Below are 20457 nucleotides of genomic sequence, written 5' to 3' on the forward strand. Positions count from 1 at the left end.
CCGGTCGCCTTGACCTCGACCAGCACTTCGCCGGCCTTCGGGCCGTCGAGCTGCACGGTCATCACTTCGAGCGGTTTTCCGGCCTGAACGGCTACGGCGGCGCGAACGTCCATTTGATATCTCCCTGACAATATTATTGGGGCTGAGCTTGGCATGGTCGGCGCGCCGCGCTCAAGCGAAAACGGCCGGCCGCGCGGCCTTCTCTCAGGCGAATTCCATGATCACGGCATCGACGGCCAGGCTTTCGCCGGCCGCGGCATTGATCTTCGAAACAACGAGATCGCGTTCGGCGCGCAGCACGTTTTCCATTTTCATCGCTTCGACGATCGCAAGCGTCTCGCCGGCCTTGACCTCCTGTCCCTCGGCAACCGCGATGGCAACGACGAGGCCGGGCATCGGGCAGAGCAGGAGCTTGGAGGTATCAGGCGGCAGCTTCATCGGCATCAGCCTGTCGAGTTCGGCATGGCGCGGCGAAAAGACCTTGGCGGTGACGGACAATCCCTGCCAGTCGATGCGCAGGCCGTTGAGAACGGGACGGATCTGGGCCGTGATATCCCGGCCGCCGACCTTGCCGCTCCAGACCGGATCACCAGGCCTCCAATTGGTGACAACGCTCCGGTTCTCGCCCTCTACCGCCATGTCCATATCGAAGGGGATAGTGACGAGGCCGTCGAGCAATCTGACATCGACGTAGTTTTCGCCTGTCTTGACCACCCAATGCTCACGCAGCGGGCCGGATGCGGCGCGCAGGCGATCGGCGAAACCTTCGCGGCGGTTCGTTTCGATCAGCGAGGCCGACAGCGCGATGGCAGCCAGCGTGGCCTCTTCCTGCCGGTCCGGTTTCATCGGCGCGAAGCCGTCAGGATATTCCTCGGCGATGAAACCGGTGGAAAGCCGGCCTTCGCGCCAGCGCGGATGTTTCATCAGCGCCGACAGGAAGGGGACATTGTGTTCGATGCCATCGACGACGAAGCCGTCGAGAGCCCGGCCCATGGCGTCGATCGCCTCGCCGCGCGTCGGCGCCCAGGTGCAGAGCTTGGCAATCATCGGGTCGTAATACATCGAGATCTCAGCACCCTCGAAGACGCCGGTATCGTTGCGGACGACGACATTGCCGGTCCAGCCTTCCGCCGGCGGGCGGTAGCGCGTCAGCCGGCCGATCGAAGGCAGGAAATTGCGGTAGGGATCTTCGGCATAGAGCCGGCTTTCGATCGCCCAGCCATCGAGGCTGACATCCTCCTGGCCGAAGCTGAGCGGCTCTCCGGCCGCGACGCGGATCATTTGTTCGACGAGATCGATGCCGGTGACGAGCTCGGTGACGGGATGCTCGACCTGAAGGCGGGTGTTCATTTCGAGGAAATAGAAGTTGCGGTCGCGGTCGACGATGAATTCGACGGTGCCGGCGCTCTGGTATTCGACGGCTTTGGCCAGCGCCACCGATTGTTCGCCCATGGCCTTGCGGGTCTTTTCGTCGAGGAAAGGCGAGGGGGCCTCTTCGACCACCTTCTGGTTGCGCCGCTGGATCGAGCATTCGCGCTCGCCGAGATAGACGACGTTGCCGTGGGCATCGGCCAGCACCTGGATTTCGATGTGGCGCGGCTCGACGACGAACTTCTCGATGAAGACGCGGTCGTCGCCGAAGGAGCTTTTCGCCTCCGAGCGAGCGCGCTCGAAGCCGTCGCGCACCTCCGCCTTGTTCCAGGCGATCCGCATGCCCTTGCCCCCGCCGCCGGCCGACGCCTTGATCATGACGGGATAGCCGATGGCGCCGGCGATCGTTTCCGCATGGGCGGCATCCTCAATGACGCCGAGATGGCCGGGCACTGTCGAAACGCCGGCGGTATTGGCGAATTTTTTCGATTCGATCTTGTCACCCATCGCCATGATCGCCTTCGGCTTCGGGCCGATGAAGACGATTCCCTGCTTTTCCAGGTCGGCGCAGAAGGCGGCGCGCTCGGAAAGAAAGCCGTAGCCGGGATGCACCGCCTCCGCGCCGGTCGCCTTGCAGGCGGCGAAGATATTCTCGGCGACCAGATAACTTTCGGAGGCTGCAGCAGGGCCGATATGGACGGCCTCGTCGGCCATTTCGACATGCAGCGCATCCCGATCCGCATCCGAATAGACCGCAACGGTCGAAATGCCCATACGGCGCGCGGTCTTGATCACGCGGCAGGCAATCTCGCCGCGATTCGCGATCAGGATTTTCTTGAACATCGAGACTCCACCCAGAAATGCGTTCCGGAGTTTTACGCATAAAACACCGGAACGCACAATCGGGCTTGAGAAAGCTCAGGCGACCGCGGCTTTGGCAACCGGTTCTTCGTCGACGATGCGAAGCCAGCGGCTGCGGCGCGGCTCGGGACGATCGCGCAGTTCGACGGCAGCCATGATGCCGGCCCAGTGCGGATGGTTGGCAGCCGGCAGGGTTGCCTGCTCGATCTGCTGGAAGACGCCGTATTCGGCCGGAGACACGGCGATGACGCCGCCTGCGGCGATGCTTCTGAAGATGCGCATCGTAAAGTCGACGTCCTGGCGGGTGATGCTCCTGCGGTCGACGGCGCGCGACAGCTTGTAGCCGCCGATGCCGTCGGTGATCGCCAGACGAAGCTGGTCGAGGGCAAGCGCTCTCAATTCACCCGGGACATCGGCCGAAATCTCCATGATGTGGAGAATGAGCTCGAGCTCCAGCGCCGAGTTGACGACGCCATCGGTCGTGAACATGCGCATGATCCAGGCAACGTTGATGTCATCCAACGAGCCCTGCGGATAGGTGTGGTTGACGATGAACCCGGCGAGCTGCTCCACGAATAAAGCGTTCCACTCGGCACATTTTTCAGGACAGGAATTGTTAAGCGCCAACATCGCCGCGACATCCTGGGATGTCCGGATTCCCTCGGGAAAGGCGTGTTTGCGCAATAGCACGATATCTTCGGCCGCCAGCCGATGCTTGCCGGCCACGACGCAGGCCGGAAAAGCGAGACGAAATACGCTCATGTTTTAACTCCAGTCTTCATCATGAAGCCACAGACGGTTTTATCGCCCGCGAATTGACGATCCCTCAAGAAGAGGCGTTAACCCGATATTGCCGAAATCCAAAGAATTTTAGCGATTGTGCTGCTGGCGCTCGCGCCAGATGATGAAAAGCCCCGATGCAACGATGATAAAGATGCCGATCCACTTGGAAAAACTCGGGAAATCGTTGAACAGCGCATAGCCGAGCACCGTGGCCGAGATGATCTCGAAATATTGGAAAGGCGCAAGCAGCGACAGCGGCGCAAGCCGGAAAGCCCGGACCACCAGCAGATGCGCATAGCCGGAGATCGAGCCGAGAGCGAGAAGCAGCACGAGACCGAGACCGGAGGCGGGCAGGGAGGTGGCGAAATCCGCATTGCCGGCGCCGCTGCCGACGAGAAGGGCGGCGGCCATGAAGACCGTTCCGCCGATGCCGGCTATCGTCTGCATGGTAAGCGGCGAATCGGCCTCGCCGATCGCGCGGTTGAGGAAAAGATAGAGCGAGAACAGAAAGGCGCAGGCGACCGGCAGCAGCGCCTTGAGGCCGAAAATCTCGTAACTGGGCTGAATGACGATCATCGCGCCGCCGAAACCGACCGCAATCGCCATCCAGCGGCGCCAGCCGACCTTCTCTCCCAGGAATACCGCCGACATGACGGTCAGCATGAAGGGCTCGACGAAATAGATGGCGAAGACGTCGGCAAGCGGCATGTATTTGACGGCGACGAAGAACAGCAGGCTTGCAGCCCCGTGCAGCACGCCACGCAGAATATTCATCCATGGTCGCCTAGCCGAAAACGCCTTGAGCCCGAAAAGTGCGACGAGGATCGGCAGGGTGCAGGCGATCTGGAAAAAGAATCGGTAGAACGTCACCTGGCCCGGCGACATCGCCTCGAAGGTCGCCATGTATTTGGCGATGGCGTCCATGGTCGGCAGGATGAACATGGCGCCTGACATGATGGCCATGCCCTGCAGGGAGTTTTGATGGGGCTCTGACATGGCGGCCGATTCTTGCGGGAACGGCGCCCATCAATCACGGGAAAGTCGGGCAAATCAAGCCGTCAACCTCGCAAGCGGTCAGGTCTCGTTCACCGTCTCGCCGAAAACCGTCTCGAAAGCGGAGCGCAGCCTGATATCGACATCCGCCATCATCACAGGCAGGCCGAGGTCGACGAGGCTGGTCACGCCATAAGCCGATATCCCGCAGGGCACGATGCCGCTGAAGTGATCGAGGTCCGGATCGACGTTCAGCGACAGGCCGTGGAAGGTCACCCATTTGCGCAGGCGGATGCCGAGGGCGGCGATCTTGTCTTCAGCCATCGTTCCGTCGGCCAGCAGCGGTTTTTCCGGCCGGCGCACCCAGACGCCGACGCGATCCTCGCGCCGCTCGCCGCGCACGTTCATCATGTCGAGCGTGCGGATGACGACCTCCTCAAGGGCGGCGACGAAGGCGCGCACGTCCTGGCGGCGGCGCTTCAGGTCCAGCATGACGTAGGCGACGCGCTGACCGGGTCCATGATAGGTATATTCGCCACCCCGTCCCGTCGCAAAGACCGGGAAGCGATCCGGTTGGACGAGGTCACCTGCATTGGCGCTGGTGCCGGCGGTGTAGAGCGGCGGATGCTCGACGAGCCAGACAAGCTCGTCGCCGCCGTCTGCGATCGCCGCGACCTCGCGCTCCATCATTTCCACCGCTTCCTCATAGGCGACGAGCCCATCGGCGATGCGCCAGCGCACCGGGCGGCTATCGAGTTTGGGCAGCATGGAGAATTCGAGATCGGTGCGAAGCATGGCCATTCCTTGCCGCTTGCCCCGATATGCCTGAGAAATAGGGGCGGCAGGGAACCTATATGGACCCGTTTTCCAGCCAATTCAAATGCTGTGAAAGGTTTTCAAAAAAACTGTCATATCGCCCTTGTGCACCCCAAATGCTTTTGCTACATGCTGCCCCGCCGACGCAAATCGGCACCTACCACGATGCGGTCGTGGCGGAATTGGTAGACGCGCAGCGTTGAGGTCGCTGTGGGGCAACCCGTGGAAGTTCGAGTCTTCTCGACCGCACCATCCCCTTTAGGGTATTGATTTCGCTTGTTTTCTTCCTGCCGGTGCGAATCTTCTGTGGCGCAGTTTGCGCCCATTTTGTGTCCCGTTTTTCGGTCCGTTTTTCAGGTAGGCGGATCAAAAAATGTTGATGCGTTTTCGGTCTGATCAATGAACGGCGCTGTTCCAGCGGTTGCGTTCGTTTCCATCGAGAACACACATGATCGTTTCTGGGAAAAGTGCTCCCACATCCTCAGCGTTCGTCGGGGAATCTCCGACCAATCTAGCTTATCACAGCTCGCCGCTGAGCATCATGATCACCGGGTGAATGAACCGCACCGGGTTTGCCGGAGGCTGCAACTTCTGAGAAAGTGGAGCAGACATGAGCAGACAACGAACAAATTTTCACCGGACGTCCGCGCCCGAGCCGTGCGGATAGTTTTGGATCACGAAGGCGAGCATTCCCCACGATGGGCGGCGGTGTCCTCAACGCGGCCAAGATCGGCTGCACGGCGCAGACGCTCAATGAGTGGGTGAAGAAGGCCCAGTAGACAATGGTTCCCGGTATGGGCTTCCAAGCGATGTCGCCTCACGCCAATCTGATCGCGACTGGATTCGAACAGATTTACACGTGGATGTACTACCGTTTCGGATGCTTCATAAGGAACGTCAGACACCATAGGTCTGCGCCTCGAGTTGTCGCTTTCTTTCCAGTTGCCGCGCTTGCCGGATGAGTGCTTCGAACTCGGAGAGGAGTCCTTTTCTTTGCGGGGACCACAGGTCGAGCGCAAACTTCAACGCCTGAACTTGAAGAAACATCAATATGTAATGAGCTATTCATGCCCGTTACCTCAATATCCGAGAAACTGTCGGTCTCGCCGCAGCCAAGTATCGAGGACATCCAGTCGCTACGCGACCAGGGATTCAAGACACTCATCAACAACCGACCGGATAACGAGGATACTTCCCAGCCGAACACGCGAGCCGAAGGCCAGGAAGCCAAGCACTGCGACCTGTCCTATATGTTCATTCCTGTCATGGCCGACACGATCACCGAAGCAGATGTCCGTGCCTTCCAGAGGGCCGTCGATGAATCGGACGGACCCGTTGTTGCGCATTGCCAGACCGGCAAGCGCTCGCTTAACCTTTATCTGATTGGAGAGGTTCTGAACGGCAGCATGTCTGCCGACGAGGTCGTCGAATTCGGACGCAGCCGCGGTTTCGACACCAGCGCCGCTGCAGCCTGGCTCAAACAACATGCTGCTCGCAGGCCGCAGGTGAAGGGCTTCTTCGACAGGCGCACCTTGAGCGTCCAGTACGTGGTTTCCGATCCGGTGACCCGCAAGTGCGCTATCGTCGATCCGGTACTCGACTTCGATGAGAAGTCCGGAGCTACGGCGACCATCAACGCGGACGCGATCCTCGACTACATCCGCGACAACGCGCTGACAATCGAGTGGATTCTCGACACCCACCCCCATGCCGACCATTTCTCCGCCGCCCATTATCTGCAAGAGAAGACCGGCGCACAAACGGCGATCGGCGAGCGCGTCGTGGACGTCCAGAAACTGTGGAAGGGCGTCTACAACGGGCCTGAGCTTGCCACCGACGGCTCCCAATGGGACCGCCTGTTTGCCCACGGCGAGACCTTCGAGGTCGGCTCGATCAAAGCCAAAGTGCTTTTCTCTCCGGGACATACGCTCGCCTCCATCACCTATGTGATCGGCGACGCGGCCTTCGTGCACGACACGCTGTTCATGCCCGACAGCGGTACGGCACGCGCCGATTTCCCCGGCGGTGACGCCCGCATCCTGTGGAAGTCGATACAGAAGATCCTTTCGCTCCCGGATGAGTCGCGGATCTTTGCCGGCCACGACTACCAGCCGGACGGTCGGGAACCTCGCTGGGAAAGCACGGTAGCCGATCAGAAGAGGCTCAGCACGCATCTTGCGGGCGTGACGGAAGAAGAATTCGTGGCGCTCAGGACGAAGCGCGACAAGACGCTGCCGATGCCGAAGTTCATCCTCCATGCCCTCCAGGTAAACATCCGCGGCGGGCGCCTGCCGGAGCCGGAAGCCAACGGCCAGCGCTACCTCAGGTTTCCGCTCGATGCATTACAGGTAGCAGCATGGAAATGACCGCCGATCTGAAGGCAATGATGAAGGCAGGGCTGTCTCCTGCGGAGCTTTCTCTCCGGGCGGGCGAGGTGGCGAACCTCCTGAAGACGCTGTCCCATCCGGCGCGCCTGATGATCGTCTGTATCCTGGTGGAAGGCGAGTATTCGGTCGGCGAGCTTGAAGAGACGCTCGACCTCCATCAGCCGCATCTGTCGCAGCACCTGACGGTACTGCGTGGCTCCGGAATCGTCGAAACCAGGCGGGAGGGGAAACAGATTTTCTACCGCCTGACCGAAGAGAAGGCTGCGCAACTGGTCGCCGCCCTCTATGACATCTTCTGCGTAAAGGATGACAAGTGAACGCTTATCTCCCCTCATTGGTCGGCGGCATGCTGATCGGCGTGTCGGCCGTCATGCTGCTGCTCCTCAACGGCCGGATTGCCGGGATCAGCGGGATCGTCGGGCGTCTCGCGCGAGGGATCGGCTTAACGACCAATCTTGCCTTTGCGCTCGGGCTGCTGCTCGGGCCGCTCGCCTATCTGCTCATGTTCGGCGGCTGGCCGGCCGTGCAGATCACCACCGGCTGGCCGCTGCTCATCGTGGCCGGACTGCTTGTCGGCTTCGGCTCGCGGATGGGATCGGGCTGCACCAGCGGACACGGCGTCCTTGGGCTTGCCCGGCTGTCTACGCGATCGATGGTCGCGGTCGCCACCTTCCTGACCGCCGGCGCGGTCGCCGTCGCATTTCTGCGAGGTGTGGGGTTATGAACCGGAACATCTACCAATTCGTGGCGGCGCTCGCTTCGGGCGTTGTCTTCGGCTTAGGACTGTCCTTGTCGGGCATGCTGAACCCTGTTCGCGTCCAGGGCTTCCTCGACGTCTTCGGGGACTGGGATCCGAGCCTTGCCGTCGTTCTCGGCGGCGCCGTCGTCGTCGCCTTTACCGGCGTGCAGGTGATGAAGCGGATGCGGCATCCAGCCTTTGACGACAGCTTCCACGTGCCGACGAGCCGCCGGATCGACGTGGCTCTCGTTGTCGGCTCTGTCTTGTTCGGCCTTGGCTGGGGGATCGGCGGCTTCTGTCCAGGCCCGGCGGTTGCATCCCTATCGGTCGGCCTTCCCCAGACATTCCTGTTCGTGATCGCCATGCTGGTCGGGATGACCTTGTATGACAGAATATGGAGCAGACGGACGCGAACACTTCCATTTTGACGGCAGGACGCCGACGACGAGCATGAGGAGGCCGAACAGGAAAATCAGGCGATTTCCGTCCATCGCGACCCTTGCAACGCCAAACATTGACCATCTCGTAGGGCCTAGCGGCGTTGTCGCCGGTGAGAACCACATGGTCAGTACAGATCCGTGTCTGAAGACGACATGCTACCGCTCCGGCGTGGCCGCGTACGGAGCGCGGCCGTGTTCTTCCCGCCGTCAATGAGCCATGAATATTGGCATGCTGCTTTGCTCGATCATGTTGCGCGTCACGCCTCCGAAGAGCGTCTGCTGCCAGCGAGGGTGATTGTATGCGCCCATGACGATCAAATCGGCATTCACATCCGTCGCATGCTGCCTCAGGATCTCGTCAGCCCTGTTTCCGCCGCTGGCCACACGATCCACCTGTACCTTGACCCCGTGACGGGAGAGGAAGCTTGCAATGTCGGCGCCTGGCTCCTCTCCATTCACCCGCTCTCGCGAAACTGGATCGATCATCGTCACGTAGACGCAGTCGGCCGTCTTCAACAGGTCAAGGGCCTGCCTTGCGGCACGCGACGCCTCGTCGCTCGAATCCCACGCCAGCACGATCGACTTGGAAGTGGAAGAGAGCGGCCGCCGCCCACGGTTGATGATGACCGGCGTCGGAGTGCGGAACAGAGCGCCATCCATGACCCGTTTCTGGAGTTCCTCGTCCTTGCAGGCTTGGCGACCGACGAGTACGACGTCGGCATATAGCGCTCTTTCCGCTATGTCCTCTTGGGCAAAAGCGAATTCCGTATAGACGTCCTGCACGTCGTAGGACAGACCGGTGCGCGACAGGTCTGCCTTGATCTCTTCGGCTTTCTTGACGAGTTCTTCGATTTCGCGCTGGCGTTCGTCCAGCCAGACGGTGGACAGGGAGTTGTATTCTCCAATCATCGGCGACGCTCCCATGCAGATCACGACTGCGCTGAGATGGGCTCCGGAGGCGCCGCAAAACTCCACGGCGGCCTTCAGGTCCTCATCGAAGTTTCTCGAACTCAGGATGCTCATTACCGTGCGAATGGACATTTCGATCACCTCTCTTGTTGAATACTGAGAGGATAGCGGCACTTGCGGCGACGTCTTTGATCTTCATCAAGCAACGCGGGATGAGCGATCGTGGCACCCCCGGGAGACGAACTTGTCGATCTCGGTCACGAGGACGAGTGAGCTCGCCACCAGCATGCTGAGACCCCATTCAAGAGGCGTGATAGGCGAAAGATCAAGAGTTCTGCTGAGCCACGGTATGTACATCGAGGAGATGTGGATCGTCTGTGCCGCGAGCACGCTGAGAAGCAGGAAACGGTTTCGAAGGATATCGACGGAGAATATCGATCGTCGTTCGGAGGAACTTGCCAGAGTCTGGACGTTCTCGAACATCACGAAGATGAGAAGTGTCATGTTGCGGGCTTCGGGAACGCCATATCCATGCTCAATCATCCACTGGAAGGCCAGGAACGCTACCCCGCCGATCACGACCGTCGATTGGACGACGCGCCGGATCATCAGCCGGTCGAGGACAGGCTCGAGCGGAGAACGTGGCGGCCCGGCCAGCTCGTCTCCTTCCGGTCTTCCGCCGGCAAGGGCGACGTCCTGTATGCCGTTTGTCACGAGATTGAGCCATAGAAGCTGAACAGGGAGGAGTGGCATGGGCAGGCCGAATGGCAGCGCGAGCATGAAGAGCAGGACCTCGGCGGCGCCTGTTGCGACCGACATCAGCACCACCTTGCGGATGTTGCGATAGGCTGCCCGGCCTTCGGCGATCCCCGTGACGATGGATGCAAAATTGTCGTCCGTGACGACGAGATCGGCGCTCTCCTTTGCCACCTCGGTTCCCCTGAGCCCCATTGCGACGCCGACATGCGCCTTCTTCAACGCCGGACCGTCGTTCACACCGTCTCCGGTCACGGCGACGATGTGGCCATTGCGGATCAGGGATCCGACGATCGCTGATTTCTGCGCCGGCTGCACGCGGGCGTAGATGCGGGCCTCTTTCGTAATTTCGTCCAGCCGTTGGTCGCCCGCTCGTGCGGCTTCATCGATGTCCTGGCCCAAAACAACTTGGCTGGCGTGAAAGCTCAAGCCGGCATCTCTGGCAATCGCGGCAGCGGTCCTCGGGTCGTCCCCGGTCACCATCACGACCTCCACACCTGCCGAACGGCAGTCTTTCATAGCGTTCGGCACTTCAGGCCGGACCGGGTCCTGTAGTCCAGCCAGGCCTAAGAACACGAGATCGATAAGGTGACCGTGTCCGAGGCTTCCGGCGAGGGGCGCGCCGACTTCTCCTTCGGCGAACGCCAGCACCCTAAGGCCTCGAGCGGCCATTTCTTCCTTCTGCGCCAAAAGCGACGCACGGTCGATTTCCACCACGTTTCCTGTGGAGTCCATGCGATCAGACATTTCTATGAGCACCTCCGACGCCCCCTTGACGAAGACATGGATCCGATCGCTGCCGTGGTGGAAGGATGCAGCGTATTTGTGCTCGGGCTCGTAGGCGATCCTTGCCGCCAGCGGGAATCGATCGTTCAGCTCTTCCTGCCTCAGCCCCGCCTTTCGCCCTGCTGCAAGAAGCGCCACGTCGACAGTGTCTCCGACGGCGACCCAGAGATCGTCACGGCGAACGAGGCTTCCTTCGTTTGCAAGCAGTGCGGCGCGTAGCAGCCTGCGCACCCTCTCGCGGACAAGGTCGCTGTCCAGGCCGCTCGCCCTGATCTCGCACCTGTCGAGGGCGGCATGAGCGTCCAGGGCGATGTCCGTTCCGTCCGGGAGGCGAATTTCGGTCACTGTCTGCACGTTACTGGTCAAGGTCCCCGTCTTGTCGGTGGCGATCATCGTGGTCGAACCCAGGGCCTCAACGGCTGGCATGCTTCGGACGATGACGTTGCGGGCGGCCATCCGCCGCATGCTGACAGCAAGCGCTACGGAGATCGCGATCGGAAGTCCTTCCGGAACAGCGCTCACCGCCAGACCTACGGACATCATGACCAGATCGTGCAGAGGGAGGCCGCGCATGAAGCCCGCAACGACCAGCACCAATGCTGCCAATCCTACGAAAACCGCGAGCGCGTTCGTAAACTTCGCCAGGCGGGCGACAAGCGGGGGCTGCGACGAACTGGCTCTTCCCAACTCGGCGGCGATGCCGCCAAGCATCGTTGCGGTACCCGTAGCGGTCACAACGCCGTTGGCTCGCCCGCGCGTCACCAGGGAACCGGCGAGCAGCAGCAAGGGACTGCGGGTTTCATCCGACGAGCCTTCGGCTGTCCGCCCTTTGGAGACCGGCATCGACTCGCCGGTCAGAAGCGACTCGTCGCACCGGAGATCGCTCGCATCGACAAGCGTCAGATCGGCAGGGATTCTGTCACCGGATTCCAGAAGGACGAGATCGCCGACGACCAGCCGCTTGGCCTCGATCCGGCAAACCACCCCGTCCCGGATGACCCTGGCCAACGGCTGCTCAAGCTTTCGAAGGGCGGCCGCCGCTCGATCCGCCGAATACTCCTGGTAGGTGCCTATGGAGGCATTGATCAGAAGTACGACGAGAATGAACAGGCCATCTTCGATCCTGGCGGTCGCAAACGAGAGCGCCGATGCCAGCAAAAGGATGTAGATGATCGGGTTGCGAAATTGGCTGAGGAAGACCTTCAGCGGCGATGGCGGCTCAGGCTCGGGCAGCGTGTTGGGTCCAAATTCGGCGAGCCGTTCCTCGGCCTCGGCGCTTGTCAGTCCGATTACCGCAGGCGTCGTGGGGGCGGGTGTCTGCGCCGTCAGATTCATCATGGGCTCCGGGCTTGTCGCGAAGATTTCATTGATAGCTCCCGCGACAGCCTATGTGCTTCCGCGCAGGTGACATTGACCGGGATCAAGGAGCTTCGACCGGACTGAGATATGATGCAGACGATTTGTGCACCGCGACTTTTGCGGCCACTGCGTTTCGAAAGCCCGGCGCTTGGATCGGTTCCCGACGGCCCACATTGATCAGGCAAGATTGGAAGGCCCTAAAATGAATAAGCGCTCAGTACAGACCGTGTTGCAGACGATGAAGGATGACCTTGTTCGTCGTCTCGGAGCGATCGATGCAGATCTCTGCGTCGCGCTCGAGAAGGACAGCGAGGAACGCGCGACCCAGGTTGAGAACGATGAGGTTCTTCGCGAGATGCAAGCCGAGGGGCGCGACCAGATCGCGGCTATTAACGCGGCGATCGACAGGCTGAACGACGGCACATATGGGAAATGCGTCAAAAGCCACCATCTGATCGGTAAGGAGCGGCTGACTGCCGTTCCCTATACGCCGTTCTGCATCGATTGCGCAAAGTCGTTCCGCGACTTCTGATTGATCGTGGGGTGAGAGGTTGCTACAGCGGCGACTTGGAGGGCTGGCAGGTGGACGTGGTGCAGGGCGGGATGTCGCGACTGAGGGCGGTGGCCTCCCGGTCGCGCCTTCTGTTGATTTCCTCGCTACTTGCGCTTTCGGCCGCGCTCACTTTTTATCTCGCGGATCACGGCCTAGGATACCGGATAATCCTGGTAGGCTGCACCAGCCTGATTTTGCTGTCTCTTTGCATCGAGATCGCCAAGAAGCTGCGAAAAGGGGAATACGGTCTGGACCTGATCGCGGCCTTGGCCATGGGGTCCTCCTTATGGTTCGGCGAATATCTTGCCGGAGCGATCGTCGGCCTCATGTATTCCGGCGGTCAGTTTCTGGAGGCATACGCACATCGTCGCGCCGACGAGGGCATGTCGGCTTTGCTGGCGCAAGTTCCGCGGACGGCCCTGCGGCTTGACGGAACCGGTTTCCAAGAAATTCCGATCGAGAAGATCGCGGTCGGGGACGTGCTCCTGATACGCAAGGGCGACGTCGTACCGGCCGACGGGGCGCTCGTCGGCGAAGTCGCGACGATCGACCAGGCGGTGCTGACCGGCGAGCCCTTCCCGGTGCGCATCGTCAGGGGTGGCAACATTTCGAGCGGCGCTACGAACGAGGGCGATGCGATTGAAATCCGCGTTCTAAGCCGCGCCGAGGACAGCACCTATGCAGGAATAGTCAGGCTCGTGGAAGCATCGAGACGTTCCAAGGCGAAGCTGATGCGCCTGGCCGACCGGTTCTCGGTGTGGTTCCTGGTCGCGACGATCGCTGTCGCAGGAGTCTCGGCATTCATGTCCGGAGACATGTCGCGGATCGTGGCCGTCCTGGTAGTCGCCACGCCCTGTCCCTTGATCCTGGCCGTACCCATCGCACTTGCTGCCGGCACTTCAAAGGCCGCCAAGGAAGGCGTCCTGGTGAAGGGCGCAGGACCCCTCGAGGCACTCGCCCAGGCCGCCGTGGCGGTGTTCGACAAGACAGGGACGCTCACCGCGGGACAGCCGGAAGTCGGCAAAATCGAGGGTCCGGAGCATCCTGACAGAATCCTGCGGCTCGCCGCCTCGCTGGACCTGGCTTCGGGCCATGTGGTCGGACGCGCGCTGGTGGATGAGGCGCATAGACGTGGTTTGTTACTGAGCCGCCCATCGGAGGTGATCGAGACCGCGGGATCCGGAATCTCCGGGATCGTCGATGGGGTGCGTGTCGGCGTCGGAGGAGACAGCTATTTCGGAGAAGCGCCGCCGTCCGGACCGAACGGGTCAAGCAACGCAATGCGTGTAATGGTGCTGTTCGACGGCACGCCGGCTGGCACGATCACGCTCGAAGACCGGCTTCGCGAAGACGCTGTCCAACTCGTCACCCAGCTCAGGGCGTCGGGAATCTCGCGAGTGGTCCTGGCTTCTGGTGACGAGTTGGCTATTGTCACAGCCATAGCTCGCTCGCTGGGCTTGGACGACGTCGCGGCGAGGCTCGCTCCCGCAGACAAAGTAGCAGTCATCGAGAAGGAGCGCGTCCACGGGAAAGTCCTGATGGTTGGCGACGGAGTGAACGACGCGCCAGCACTGGCGGCAGCCGACGTCGGGATCGCCGTGGGCGTCGAGAACCTTGCGGCGGCCGCGGAGGCTGCGGATATCGTGCTTGTCCGGGACGACCTCACGCAGATAGCGAAGGCCATCGGCATCGCTCGTCGTTCACGCAGGATCGCGCTTCAAAGCATCTATACGGGCATCGGTCTTTCGCTCATCGCGATGGGGTTTGCGGGAGCGGGATACCTTCCGCCGGTCGGCGGCGCGTTGCTTCAGGAGGCCATCGACGTGGCGGTCATCCTCAACGCCCTTCGCGCCCTCTAATGGGCGAGAAGCACCGGTAGCTCGGCCTTGACGAGCAGTTCCCGAGTGACGCCGCCGATGGCCAAATCCGCCCGCGACCAGGAGGTCCGCTTTTCGTTCCAGCGCGGCCGATTGGATGGCGGCGGCCGCGGTCTCTCCACCTGCCTGAATCGATACGTCTTCCACTTCGAATCCCGAGTGCTTCAACGAGGAGATCAGGAGCGCGCGGTTCCCCTCGTTGATCTCCTTGTCGTCAGTGATCGAGATGACCTGCACCTTGGTCGCGCGCTCGATGACGATGCGTGCGCAGGAAAGGGCACGTGCTGCGGTGGCGCTGCCGTCCCAGGCAATGGCGATCGTGTCCACACGAGAGCCGATGCTGGTGGCAGGAAACAGCACGAGTGGACGGCCGCTTCCGAACAGCAACGTCCCGGAAAGCTGGCGGGAGAGCTCCGAGGCCTCGACGATGGAAAGGTCGTGGCACCTGGCAATTTCGGAAAAGCGTTCATACACAAACGGCTCAGTCGCCTCGAATCCATGGATTCTAACTGGACGCCAGTCTTCGAAACAGCGTCGGCGAGGTGTTCCCGCAGCGAAATCCCGCTGTCCTGGCTATACCCCTCTGCTTGTTCCCGCCATGTGTCGACATCGATAAAAGTGGGAAAGGGCTGATGAACCGGGGGAACGCGGACTTGGGGGATGCTGGCGACGAGATCGGCGTCGTTCTGCCGAGCGAGGTCGATCGCGTTGTCGACTATAGTGAAAGAACTCGGGTCGGGATAGGTCGATACCGGGAGATGGAACTGCGGCTTCATGCTGGCCTCCTGAGGTTAATCTGCCGTCATGATGCATGCCGCAGGGAGAGTTCGCATTGCGCTTTGTCAAGGCCGCGGCGCAAAGAAGCTCCTAAGATCGTGCCTTTCAAGCTGACGGAGATCAACCCCGGTGAGTGCTACCTTGAGAACGAGCGCTTCGGTCATCTCGCCTGCTGCAAGGATGGGCAGCCTGACGTGGCGGCGATCTATTTCGCCTTTTCCAGCGGCGTCGCCTAAAGCTTCACCATGGCTGGCAAGAAACTCGACTAAATGCGAGGGAGTGACAAGGTCTGCCTTCACATCGAGCAGCGTGCCGCCGCCGGCGGTTGGAAATGCGTCGTTGTCGACGGTCAGTTCAAGGAGTTTCCGGACAGCGACGCGCGCGACGAAGCGAAAAGGCTCCGACCTGGTCGCTTCTCCAAAAGTATTCGGACTGGTGGTAGATCGGCTCCATGAAGCCCCACAAGCTCCCCGTGCTCGAAGGCTGACCGCATGTCTTCTACGGCATTGTCGTCACGGCCGTGTTTGGACGGAGCGCGCAATCAGAACGGAATGACCGTCGATGCCCGAGCCACCCTACATCTCACAAACGGAGCACCTCATGCTATATCTCCCTAGCCTCCATCCAAGCGCCAGATTCAACTTCAACCTCGCACCCATCTTTCGCGCGGGGGCTCTGATTCAAGACGAGTCCTTCGCCGCGTCGGCCAAGGTCACCACGCATTTGACGGCGTCCGCTGCCCGGCGAGGGCTTCGATGCTTTGAATTTCTGACTCGACTTGGCTGCAGTATCGACCACGGCGATGCGGTCGAAGTCCTTTCGGACTTCGTCGAAACCGAGCTGGAGGAATATCCCAGGGAAGTGGCGCGGCTGTACGAGGTCGGGTCACGAACGTTGTCGCACGCCGCCGAACTGTGTCGTGATGTCGCGGCCGGTCAGGCTCGCGAGGCTGAAGCAAAGACGGTTGTGTGAAGCAAGCGGCGTCACCGGGTCGTTTGCAAGACGAGCTCGGAGCATGGTGCGCGCTGCACGACATAGTCCACGACCGAGCCGAAGAACCGGTCGAGCACATTGTCCCGGTGAGAGGCGATCACGACGAGATTGGCAGCGATCTCCTTTGCAATGGCGACGATGACCCGCGAGGGTTTGCCCGCGCGGAGGTGTATCGAAGCAGGAGTGTCGGTCGACCGCGGAGCTTCCGAAAGTCTGGTCTCGACGGCCATCACCTCGAGCGCCCAATCGTCGGGTGAGGCCAATCCCGGTCAAACATCCGGATTGACGCTTGTCAAAGACGGATTGCCTTGCGGGAGATAGGCTTGTGGACACAGCGCCACGACCTCATCCAAAGGAGACGGACATGCGCGAACAACAAGAGGCATGCAAAACAGCAACCGACGTAGCCACAACTAATCCTCCCGTCGAGCGAACGTTCGCAGACCTTGTTCTCGGACGTCGGGACGAGGACCGCTGGGAGGTGAGGGCAGCGACGCCGCGAGGCGTGGCGTGGGCGAGAGACCATTTCTGCTGCGCGCTCCGGCAATCCTTCACTGGCACCATGTGTCTCGATATCATGAGCGCCGATCGGCTGCTCAAGGAAGCGCATGGCGATGGACTGACCACCGAGTTCGTCAGCCTGTCTGGCAAGGACATATACTGACATGTTCGCCACAGTCGTCTGCGCCATCGGCCGAGGATCGCGGCAACGCATGATTCAGCTTATCGAAAGGAAGCCTCCCCCCGTTCACGCGGTGGAAGGCCGTCCAAGCCAAGGTCCGGCGGTGCGAGGCGGCGAAGCCGGAGACGGCAACGAAGGGCTGTGAAGCCTGTTGGAACTGCGCGCTCCAGGACTCCGAGCCATGGATAAGGTTGCCGTCTCCTTCAACGCCGGATCCTCCAGTCTCAAGATCGGCGTCTCAGGCTGGGCGACGGCCGGTCGCTCCGTCTGGGAGGTGGTATTGCCGGTGACCAGCCAAGATTCAGCTTTCGATCCTCTGGCCGAGACGAGGCCATTGATCTTCCGGCAGGACAGAGATCGACGCGGAACTGGTTTCGCAAGTCGTCGTCTGCATCGTCCGTAGATGCATCTTTGGTGCGTCTCGACCGCACCATCCCTTTTCAGGGAACGCTCGCCGGGCGATGATGTCGGTATAAGCTGATCACCTTGTATATGTGTAACACGGCCGGGTAGGCCGTGATTGCCGCCGCTGCTGACATAAGAATCGACGACGGTGAAACACGTCGCGCTGATCTCAAGCGCCAATCACGCGTCAATTGATTCTCGAAGATCGCGATGTAATTTTGAGACGCACCGCGAGATTTCCTCATAAACGGCTTAACCCATCCTTAGTTGCGGCCAAGATATATGTCGGCCCGGTGTGTATCTCCGGAAGCTTGGGAATAATGAAGACAAAAGACGCGGCAAGCGGGTCGTTCCTCGACATCTATTTCGTCCTCGACATCATCGAGAAGGTTCTGGTCGTCTATCTCTTTGTCGCGATAGTGCTGCGCATCCTGCCGCAGGCGCACGGTGACAGAGCGATTATCGATTGCCTGCTGCTAGTCTCTGAAGGCGCTGCCGCCTTTCTGATCCTGACCCGCCGACCGACGAAGAATGCGTCGCTTCGGGTCTATGACTGGACTGTCACCGCCATAGGAACGCTGTTCCCGCTGCTCGTCTCGCCAACGACGACGGAGCCGCTTGCGCCGCTCTGGTTCTGTGGAACGGTGATGTGCCTCGGCTTTATCCTGCAAATATCGGCGAAGCTGGTTTTGCGGCGAAGCTTCGGTCTGGTGCCGGCAAATCGGGGCGTCAAGGTCGGCGGCCCGTACAGGTTTGTCCGCCACCCGATGTATGCGGGCTATTTGATGACGCATGTCAGTTTCTTGCTGGCCAATCCGTCGATCTTGAATTTCGCCATTTATGCGACGGCTCTTGGCGCGCAATGTCTGCGGCTTCTGGCAGAGGAACGCCTGCTCAAGGAGGATCCCGCCTATACGGCCTTCATGGCCACGACCCGTTACCGACTCGTTCCATTCGTATTCTGAGGCGCTAAAGCGCGTCGCATCAACTTTGATTCATGCGACGCGCTTTAGCCCTTTGTTTTTATGCATGTCGCCCGGAACCGCTGCACACTTCCGGGCGACATGCATTAGAAGCGGATTGAAAGGAAGGGGCTGAATTTGCGGCCCCTTCCTATTAATCAATGCGTTGCGCGGCAAGCTTCGGTGCGCGAGGCGCCGCTGTCGGCACCCTTGGTATGGGAGCCGCTCGGACCGACCATGCTGTGGCACGGGGGCAGGGGCTTGATGCTCGCGGTCGCCGTCTTGTCGACAACTGGGGTGGCCATGGCGGACGGGGCAAAACCGTCGCTGTCATTGGTGTAATCGCTGGAATAGGCCGGGGCCTTGCGGTTGCTGTAGTGAACCGGAGCGGGCTTGGCCATCGGGCTCGGCGCAAAGCCGTCACTGTCATTGGTATAGTCGTCAGAATATGTCGGCTGAGCGAAGGCAGCGCCTGCGAGGCTGACGGCGAACAGAGATGCGGCGAGGGCAATTTTGATGCGCATGGTTTCTTCTCCTCAATCTGTTGTTGAAATCAACAACATAAACCATCCCCGGCGGATAAGAGTTCGCGCTCCAATTCAGGCGAAATTGTGAACGGATTTCGACTGGACAGAAACCTTTTGTTCAAATGAAATCACGGACTTGTCAATGAACCTGACGTTTTCGTCACGGCAGCCGCGTAAACAAACATAGCCAACTGATCGCCCGCGATCGCTACAAGCTAAGATTGTTAACTTTTGGTAATGTTGAACAGAGCCAAAGGGAGGCGGCAGCAGCCTCCCTCGTGATCGCCAAGTTACCCGTGAGGTTCAGTCTTCGTTGGGGATGTGGGCGTCGACGCCGGTCAGCTGCAGCCTGTTGCGGACATGATGGACGCCGTCGACAGAAAGCGCGCCGAGCTCGACCTTGCGGGCAATGCCGATCGTCTCCACCGAGCCTTCCAGGGTGATGACGTGGCCGTCGGCGTGGACCTCGATGCTGTTGATATCCACTTCGGGAATGTTTTCGAGAACGTCGTTTACCCGCGCTTCGAGCTCGTCGCTGTCGTCACGATCGATCGTGCCGGCGCGCAGCGAATCCTTCAGGCGGTTCTCGTTGCCGTCCTTATCCGTGCCGTCGATGCGAAAGCCTTGGTTGGGATCGCGGTCGAAATTTGCTTTTGTATCACCATAGGGGCGGTTGGCCGGGTCGCTGCCAGCGGTGCCGTCGGCATAGGGCCAGCCGTCGTCGAGATTGCGTTCTTCGAGGTCGCGATAATCTTCTTCGCGGGAAAGCTCTGGGGCCTCGCGTGAAATCGGGGTCTTGTCACCGATCCTTGCCATTAGGTTCGCTCCTTGTTTCTCTGCGGGAGAACGCCGACAGGGGCGAATGGTTCGGTGTGCCGGGTGATTTGTCAGCCTTGCGTCTTCTCCCATTTTTTGACGAGGCGGTCGCGCTTCAGCCGCGAAAGCCGCTGCAGCCAGAAGATGCCGTCGAGCTGGTCGACCTCGTGCTGGATGCAGATGGCGAGGAAATCTTCGGCGGCCTCGTCGTGCATCTTGCCGTCGGCATCCTGATAGCGGAAGCGGATTGCCCGCGGGCGCGTGACTTCGTCGGTCGCGCCGGGCATGGAGACGCTGCCCTCGGTATGGATCATCGTCTCCTGCGACCGCCAGGTGATCTCAGGATTGACATAGAGGCGCACTCCGTCGGCCCTGTCCAGCTCAAGCACTGTCAGACGAAGGAAGACGCCGATATGGGCGGCGGTGATGCCGACACCGGGGGCCGCGCGCATCGTCGCCAGCAGGTCGTCGGCCAGCGCGGCGAGCGAGGCGTCGAAGGCCGTCACCGGCGCGCAAACGGTCTTCAGGCCCTGATGCGGATAACGCAGGATCGGACGGACGGGCATGGAGCGGGCTTCCTCTGTTTGAACGACGGGAAAACTATCGTTGGCCGCAGGCATTGTCATCAAGAAGCGCGGTTTGGCGCTTTACGGCAGGGATGCTTT

General features: G+C 60.8%; 19 protein-coding genes, 1 tRNA gene and 4 pseudogenes. 12 read left to right on the forward strand and 12 right to left on the reverse strand.

Features of this window, described 5'->3' with window-relative positions; translation table 11 throughout:
- From A7X77_RS33215 to lipB, 5 genes and pseudogenes are all read right to left on the reverse strand, one after another.
- Positions 1-113: pseudogene (locus A7X77_RS33215) on the reverse strand (S-(hydroxymethyl)glutathione dehydrogenase); the annotation flags it as partial.
- 91 nt (positions 114-204) lie between these two features.
- Entirely contained in the window at positions 205-2214 is a 2010-nt protein-coding gene (locus tag A7X77_RS26355) for an acetyl-CoA carboxylase biotin carboxylase subunit (RefSeq protein WP_064685796.1), read from the reverse strand.
- A 75-nt stretch (positions 2215-2289) separates the two neighbouring features.
- Positions 2290-2994: a hypothetical protein gene (locus A7X77_RS26360; protein WP_064685797.1), complete on the reverse strand. Its 705-nt coding sequence runs from the start codon at positions 2992-2994 to the stop codon at positions 2290-2292.
- Positions 2995-3102: 108 nt separating this feature from the next.
- Positions 3103-4011, reverse strand: a complete 909-nt coding sequence (locus A7X77_RS26365; protein WP_064685798.1) for a DMT family transporter — start codon at positions 4009-4011, stop codon at positions 3103-3105.
- A gap of 78 nt (positions 4012-4089) precedes the next feature.
- The gene (lipB, locus tag A7X77_RS26370) at positions 4090-4809 is read right to left on the reverse strand and encodes a lipoyl(octanoyl) transferase LipB (protein ID WP_064685799.1); all 720 of its coding nucleotides are present in this window, start codon (positions 4807-4809) and stop codon (positions 4090-4092) included.
- 182 nt (positions 4810-4991) lie between these two features.
- Between lipB and A7X77_RS26375 the strand changes: the two genes are divergently transcribed.
- The 6 genes and pseudogenes from A7X77_RS26375 to A7X77_RS26395 all read left to right on the forward strand — a co-directional run bounded on the left by A7X77_RS26375 (position 4992) and on the right by A7X77_RS26395 (position 8378).
- Positions 4992-5076 (forward strand) — tRNA-Leu (locus A7X77_RS26375).
- A 339-nt stretch (positions 5077-5415) separates the two neighbouring features.
- Positions 5416-5647: pseudogene (locus A7X77_RS32685) on the forward strand (IS3 family transposase); the annotation flags it as partial.
- 244 nt (positions 5648-5891) lie between these two features.
- Complete coding sequence (blh, locus tag A7X77_RS26380) at positions 5892-7190, forward strand: bifunctional sulfur transferase/dioxygenase Blh (protein WP_064685800.1); 1299 nt, start codon at positions 5892-5894, stop codon at positions 7188-7190.
- On the forward strand, positions 7181-7528 hold the full coding sequence (bigR, locus tag A7X77_RS26385) for a sulfite-sensing transcriptional repressor BigR (RefSeq protein ID WP_156668162.1): 348 nt from the start codon (positions 7181-7183) through the stop codon (positions 7526-7528). Before blh ends, bigR begins: the two co-directional genes overlap by 10 nt.
- Entirely contained in the window at positions 7525-7935 is a 411-nt protein-coding gene (locus tag A7X77_RS26390) for a YeeE/YedE family protein (RefSeq protein ID WP_064685802.1), read from the forward strand. The genes bigR and A7X77_RS26390 overlap by 4 nt, the downstream gene beginning before the upstream one ends.
- Positions 7932-8378 (forward strand): YeeE/YedE family protein, encoded by a 447-nt coding sequence (locus A7X77_RS26395; protein ID WP_064685803.1) that lies wholly within the window; start codon positions 7932-7934, stop codon positions 8376-8378. Before A7X77_RS26390 ends, A7X77_RS26395 begins: the two co-directional genes overlap by 4 nt.
- A gap of 219 nt (positions 8379-8597) precedes the next feature.
- Here the strand turns inward: A7X77_RS26395 and A7X77_RS26400 are convergent, their stop codons facing one another.
- Together A7X77_RS26400 and A7X77_RS26405 are read right to left on the reverse strand one after the other, a co-directional pair.
- A complete protein-coding gene (locus tag A7X77_RS26400) occupies positions 8598-9431 on the reverse strand; it encodes a universal stress protein (protein ID WP_064685886.1) in 834 nt (277 codons plus the stop codon).
- Between the two features lie 66 nt (positions 9432-9497).
- Positions 9498-12179, reverse strand: coding sequence for a cation-translocating P-type ATPase (locus A7X77_RS26405; protein WP_064685804.1), 2682 nt, complete (start codon positions 12177-12179; stop codon positions 9498-9500).
- A 223-nt stretch (positions 12180-12402) separates the two neighbouring features.
- Here A7X77_RS26405 and A7X77_RS26410 point away from each other — a divergent pair, with 223 nt between their 5' ends.
- Positions 12403-12732, forward strand: coding sequence for a TraR/DksA family transcriptional regulator (locus A7X77_RS26410; RefSeq protein WP_064685805.1), 330 nt, complete (start codon positions 12403-12405; stop codon positions 12730-12732).
- 50 nt (positions 12733-12782) lie between these two features.
- Positions 12783-14612, forward strand: a complete 1830-nt coding sequence (locus tag A7X77_RS26415; protein ID WP_245293797.1) for a heavy metal translocating P-type ATPase — start codon at positions 12783-12785, stop codon at positions 14610-14612.
- On the opposite strand, the pseudogene A7X77_RS34320 reads toward A7X77_RS26415, so the two are convergent.
- A pseudogene (locus A7X77_RS34320) lies at positions 14609-15406 on the reverse strand (universal stress protein). The gene A7X77_RS26415 and the pseudogene A7X77_RS34320 sit on opposite strands and share 4 nt — an antisense overlap.
- Positions 15407-15505: 99 nt before the next feature.
- Here A7X77_RS34320 and A7X77_RS26420 point away from each other — a divergent pair.
- Both A7X77_RS26420 and A7X77_RS26425 read left to right on the forward strand, forming a co-directional pair.
- Positions 15506-15962: pseudogene (locus A7X77_RS26420) on the forward strand (pyridoxamine 5'-phosphate oxidase family protein).
- Between the two features lie 45 nt (positions 15963-16007).
- Positions 16008-16379, forward strand: coding sequence for a hypothetical protein (locus A7X77_RS26425; protein ID WP_064685807.1), 372 nt, complete (start codon positions 16008-16010; stop codon positions 16377-16379).
- 11 nt (positions 16380-16390) lie between these two features.
- Here A7X77_RS26425 and A7X77_RS33220 read toward each other — a convergent pair whose 3' ends face one another.
- A complete protein-coding gene (locus A7X77_RS33220) occupies positions 16391-16663 on the reverse strand; it encodes a universal stress protein (RefSeq protein ID WP_245293798.1) in 273 nt (90 codons plus the stop codon).
- A 101-nt stretch (positions 16664-16764) separates the two neighbouring features.
- Between A7X77_RS33220 and A7X77_RS26435 the strand changes: the two genes are divergently transcribed.
- Positions 16765-17064, forward strand: coding sequence for a hypothetical protein (locus tag A7X77_RS26435; RefSeq protein WP_064685808.1), 300 nt, complete (start codon positions 16765-16767; stop codon positions 17062-17064).
- A 743-nt stretch (positions 17065-17807) separates the two neighbouring features.
- A complete protein-coding gene (locus tag A7X77_RS26445) occupies positions 17808-18452 on the forward strand; it encodes a methyltransferase family protein (RefSeq protein ID WP_064685810.1) in 645 nt (214 codons plus the stop codon).
- A 155-nt stretch (positions 18453-18607) separates the two neighbouring features.
- Here A7X77_RS26445 and A7X77_RS26450 read toward each other — a convergent pair whose 3' ends face one another.
- From A7X77_RS26450 to A7X77_RS26460, 3 genes are all read right to left on the reverse strand, one after another.
- The gene (locus A7X77_RS26450; RefSeq protein ID WP_064685811.1) at positions 18608-18973 is read right to left on the reverse strand and encodes a hypothetical protein; all 366 of its coding nucleotides are present in this window, start codon (positions 18971-18973) and stop codon (positions 18608-18610) included.
- A gap of 306 nt (positions 18974-19279) precedes the next feature.
- Complete coding sequence (locus tag A7X77_RS26455; RefSeq protein WP_064685812.1) at positions 19280-19792, reverse strand: BON domain-containing protein; 513 nt, start codon at positions 19790-19792, stop codon at positions 19280-19282.
- A gap of 71 nt (positions 19793-19863) precedes the next feature.
- Positions 19864-20358: a peptide deformylase gene (locus A7X77_RS26460; protein ID WP_064685813.1), complete on the reverse strand. Its 495-nt coding sequence runs from the start codon at positions 20356-20358 to the stop codon at positions 19864-19866.
- Positions 20359-20457: the final 99 nt, after the last annotated feature.

Origin of the sequence: Rhizobium bangladeshense (assembly GCF_001662075.1) — a bacterium.
GTDB lineage: Bacteria > Pseudomonadota > Alphaproteobacteria > Rhizobiales > Rhizobiaceae > Rhizobium > Rhizobium bangladeshense_B.

Bases quoted from the DNA above. Each gene is read 5' to 3' on its own strand.
- A7X77_RS26405 (WP_064685804.1), bottom strand. From the start codon at position 12,179: ATGATGAATCTGACGGCGCAGACACCCGCCCCCACGACGCCTGCGGTA.
- A7X77_RS26410 (WP_064685805.1), top strand. From the start codon at position 12,403: ATGAATAAGCGCTCAGTACAGACCGTGTTGCAGACGATGAAGGATGAC.
- A7X77_RS26460 (WP_064685813.1), bottom strand. From the start codon at position 20,358: ATGCCCGTCCGTCCGATCCTGCGTTATCCGCATCAGGGCCTGAAGACC.
- A7X77_RS26455 (WP_064685812.1), bottom strand. From the start codon at position 19,792: ATGGCAAGGATCGGTGACAAGACCCCGATTTCACGCGAGGCCCCAGAG.
- A7X77_RS26435 (WP_064685808.1), top strand. From the start codon at position 16,765: ATGCGCGAACAACAAGAGGCATGCAAAACAGCAACCGACGTAGCCACA.
- A7X77_RS26445 (WP_064685810.1), top strand. From the start codon at position 17,808: ATGAAGACAAAAGACGCGGCAAGCGGGTCGTTCCTCGACATCTATTTC.
- A7X77_RS26395 (WP_064685803.1), top strand. From the start codon at position 7,932: ATGAACCGGAACATCTACCAATTCGTGGCGGCGCTCGCTTCGGGCGTT.
- lipB (WP_064685799.1), bottom strand. From the start codon at position 4,809: ATGGCCATGCTTCGCACCGATCTCGAATTCTCCATGCTGCCCAAACTC.
- A7X77_RS26365 (WP_064685798.1), bottom strand. From the start codon at position 4,011: ATGTCAGAGCCCCATCAAAACTCCCTGCAGGGCATGGCCATCATGTCA.
- bigR (WP_156668162.1), top strand. From the start codon at position 7,181: ATGGAAATGACCGCCGATCTGAAGGCAATGATGAAGGCAGGGCTGTCT.
- A7X77_RS26355 (WP_064685796.1), bottom strand. From the start codon at position 2,214: ATGTTCAAGAAAATCCTGATCGCGAATCGCGGCGAGATTGCCTGCCGC.
- A7X77_RS26425 (WP_064685807.1), top strand. From the start codon at position 16,008: ATGCTATATCTCCCTAGCCTCCATCCAAGCGCCAGATTCAACTTCAAC.
- blh (WP_064685800.1), top strand. From the start codon at position 5,892: ATGCCCGTTACCTCAATATCCGAGAAACTGTCGGTCTCGCCGCAGCCA.
- A7X77_RS26450 (WP_064685811.1), bottom strand. From the start codon at position 18,973: ATGCGCATCAAAATTGCCCTCGCCGCATCTCTGTTCGCCGTCAGCCTC.
- A7X77_RS26360 (WP_064685797.1), bottom strand. From the start codon at position 2,994: ATGAGCGTATTTCGTCTCGCTTTTCCGGCCTGCGTCGTGGCCGGCAAG.
- A7X77_RS26400 (WP_064685886.1), bottom strand. From the start codon at position 9,431: ATGTCCATTCGCACGGTAATGAGCATCCTGAGTTCGAGAAACTTCGAT.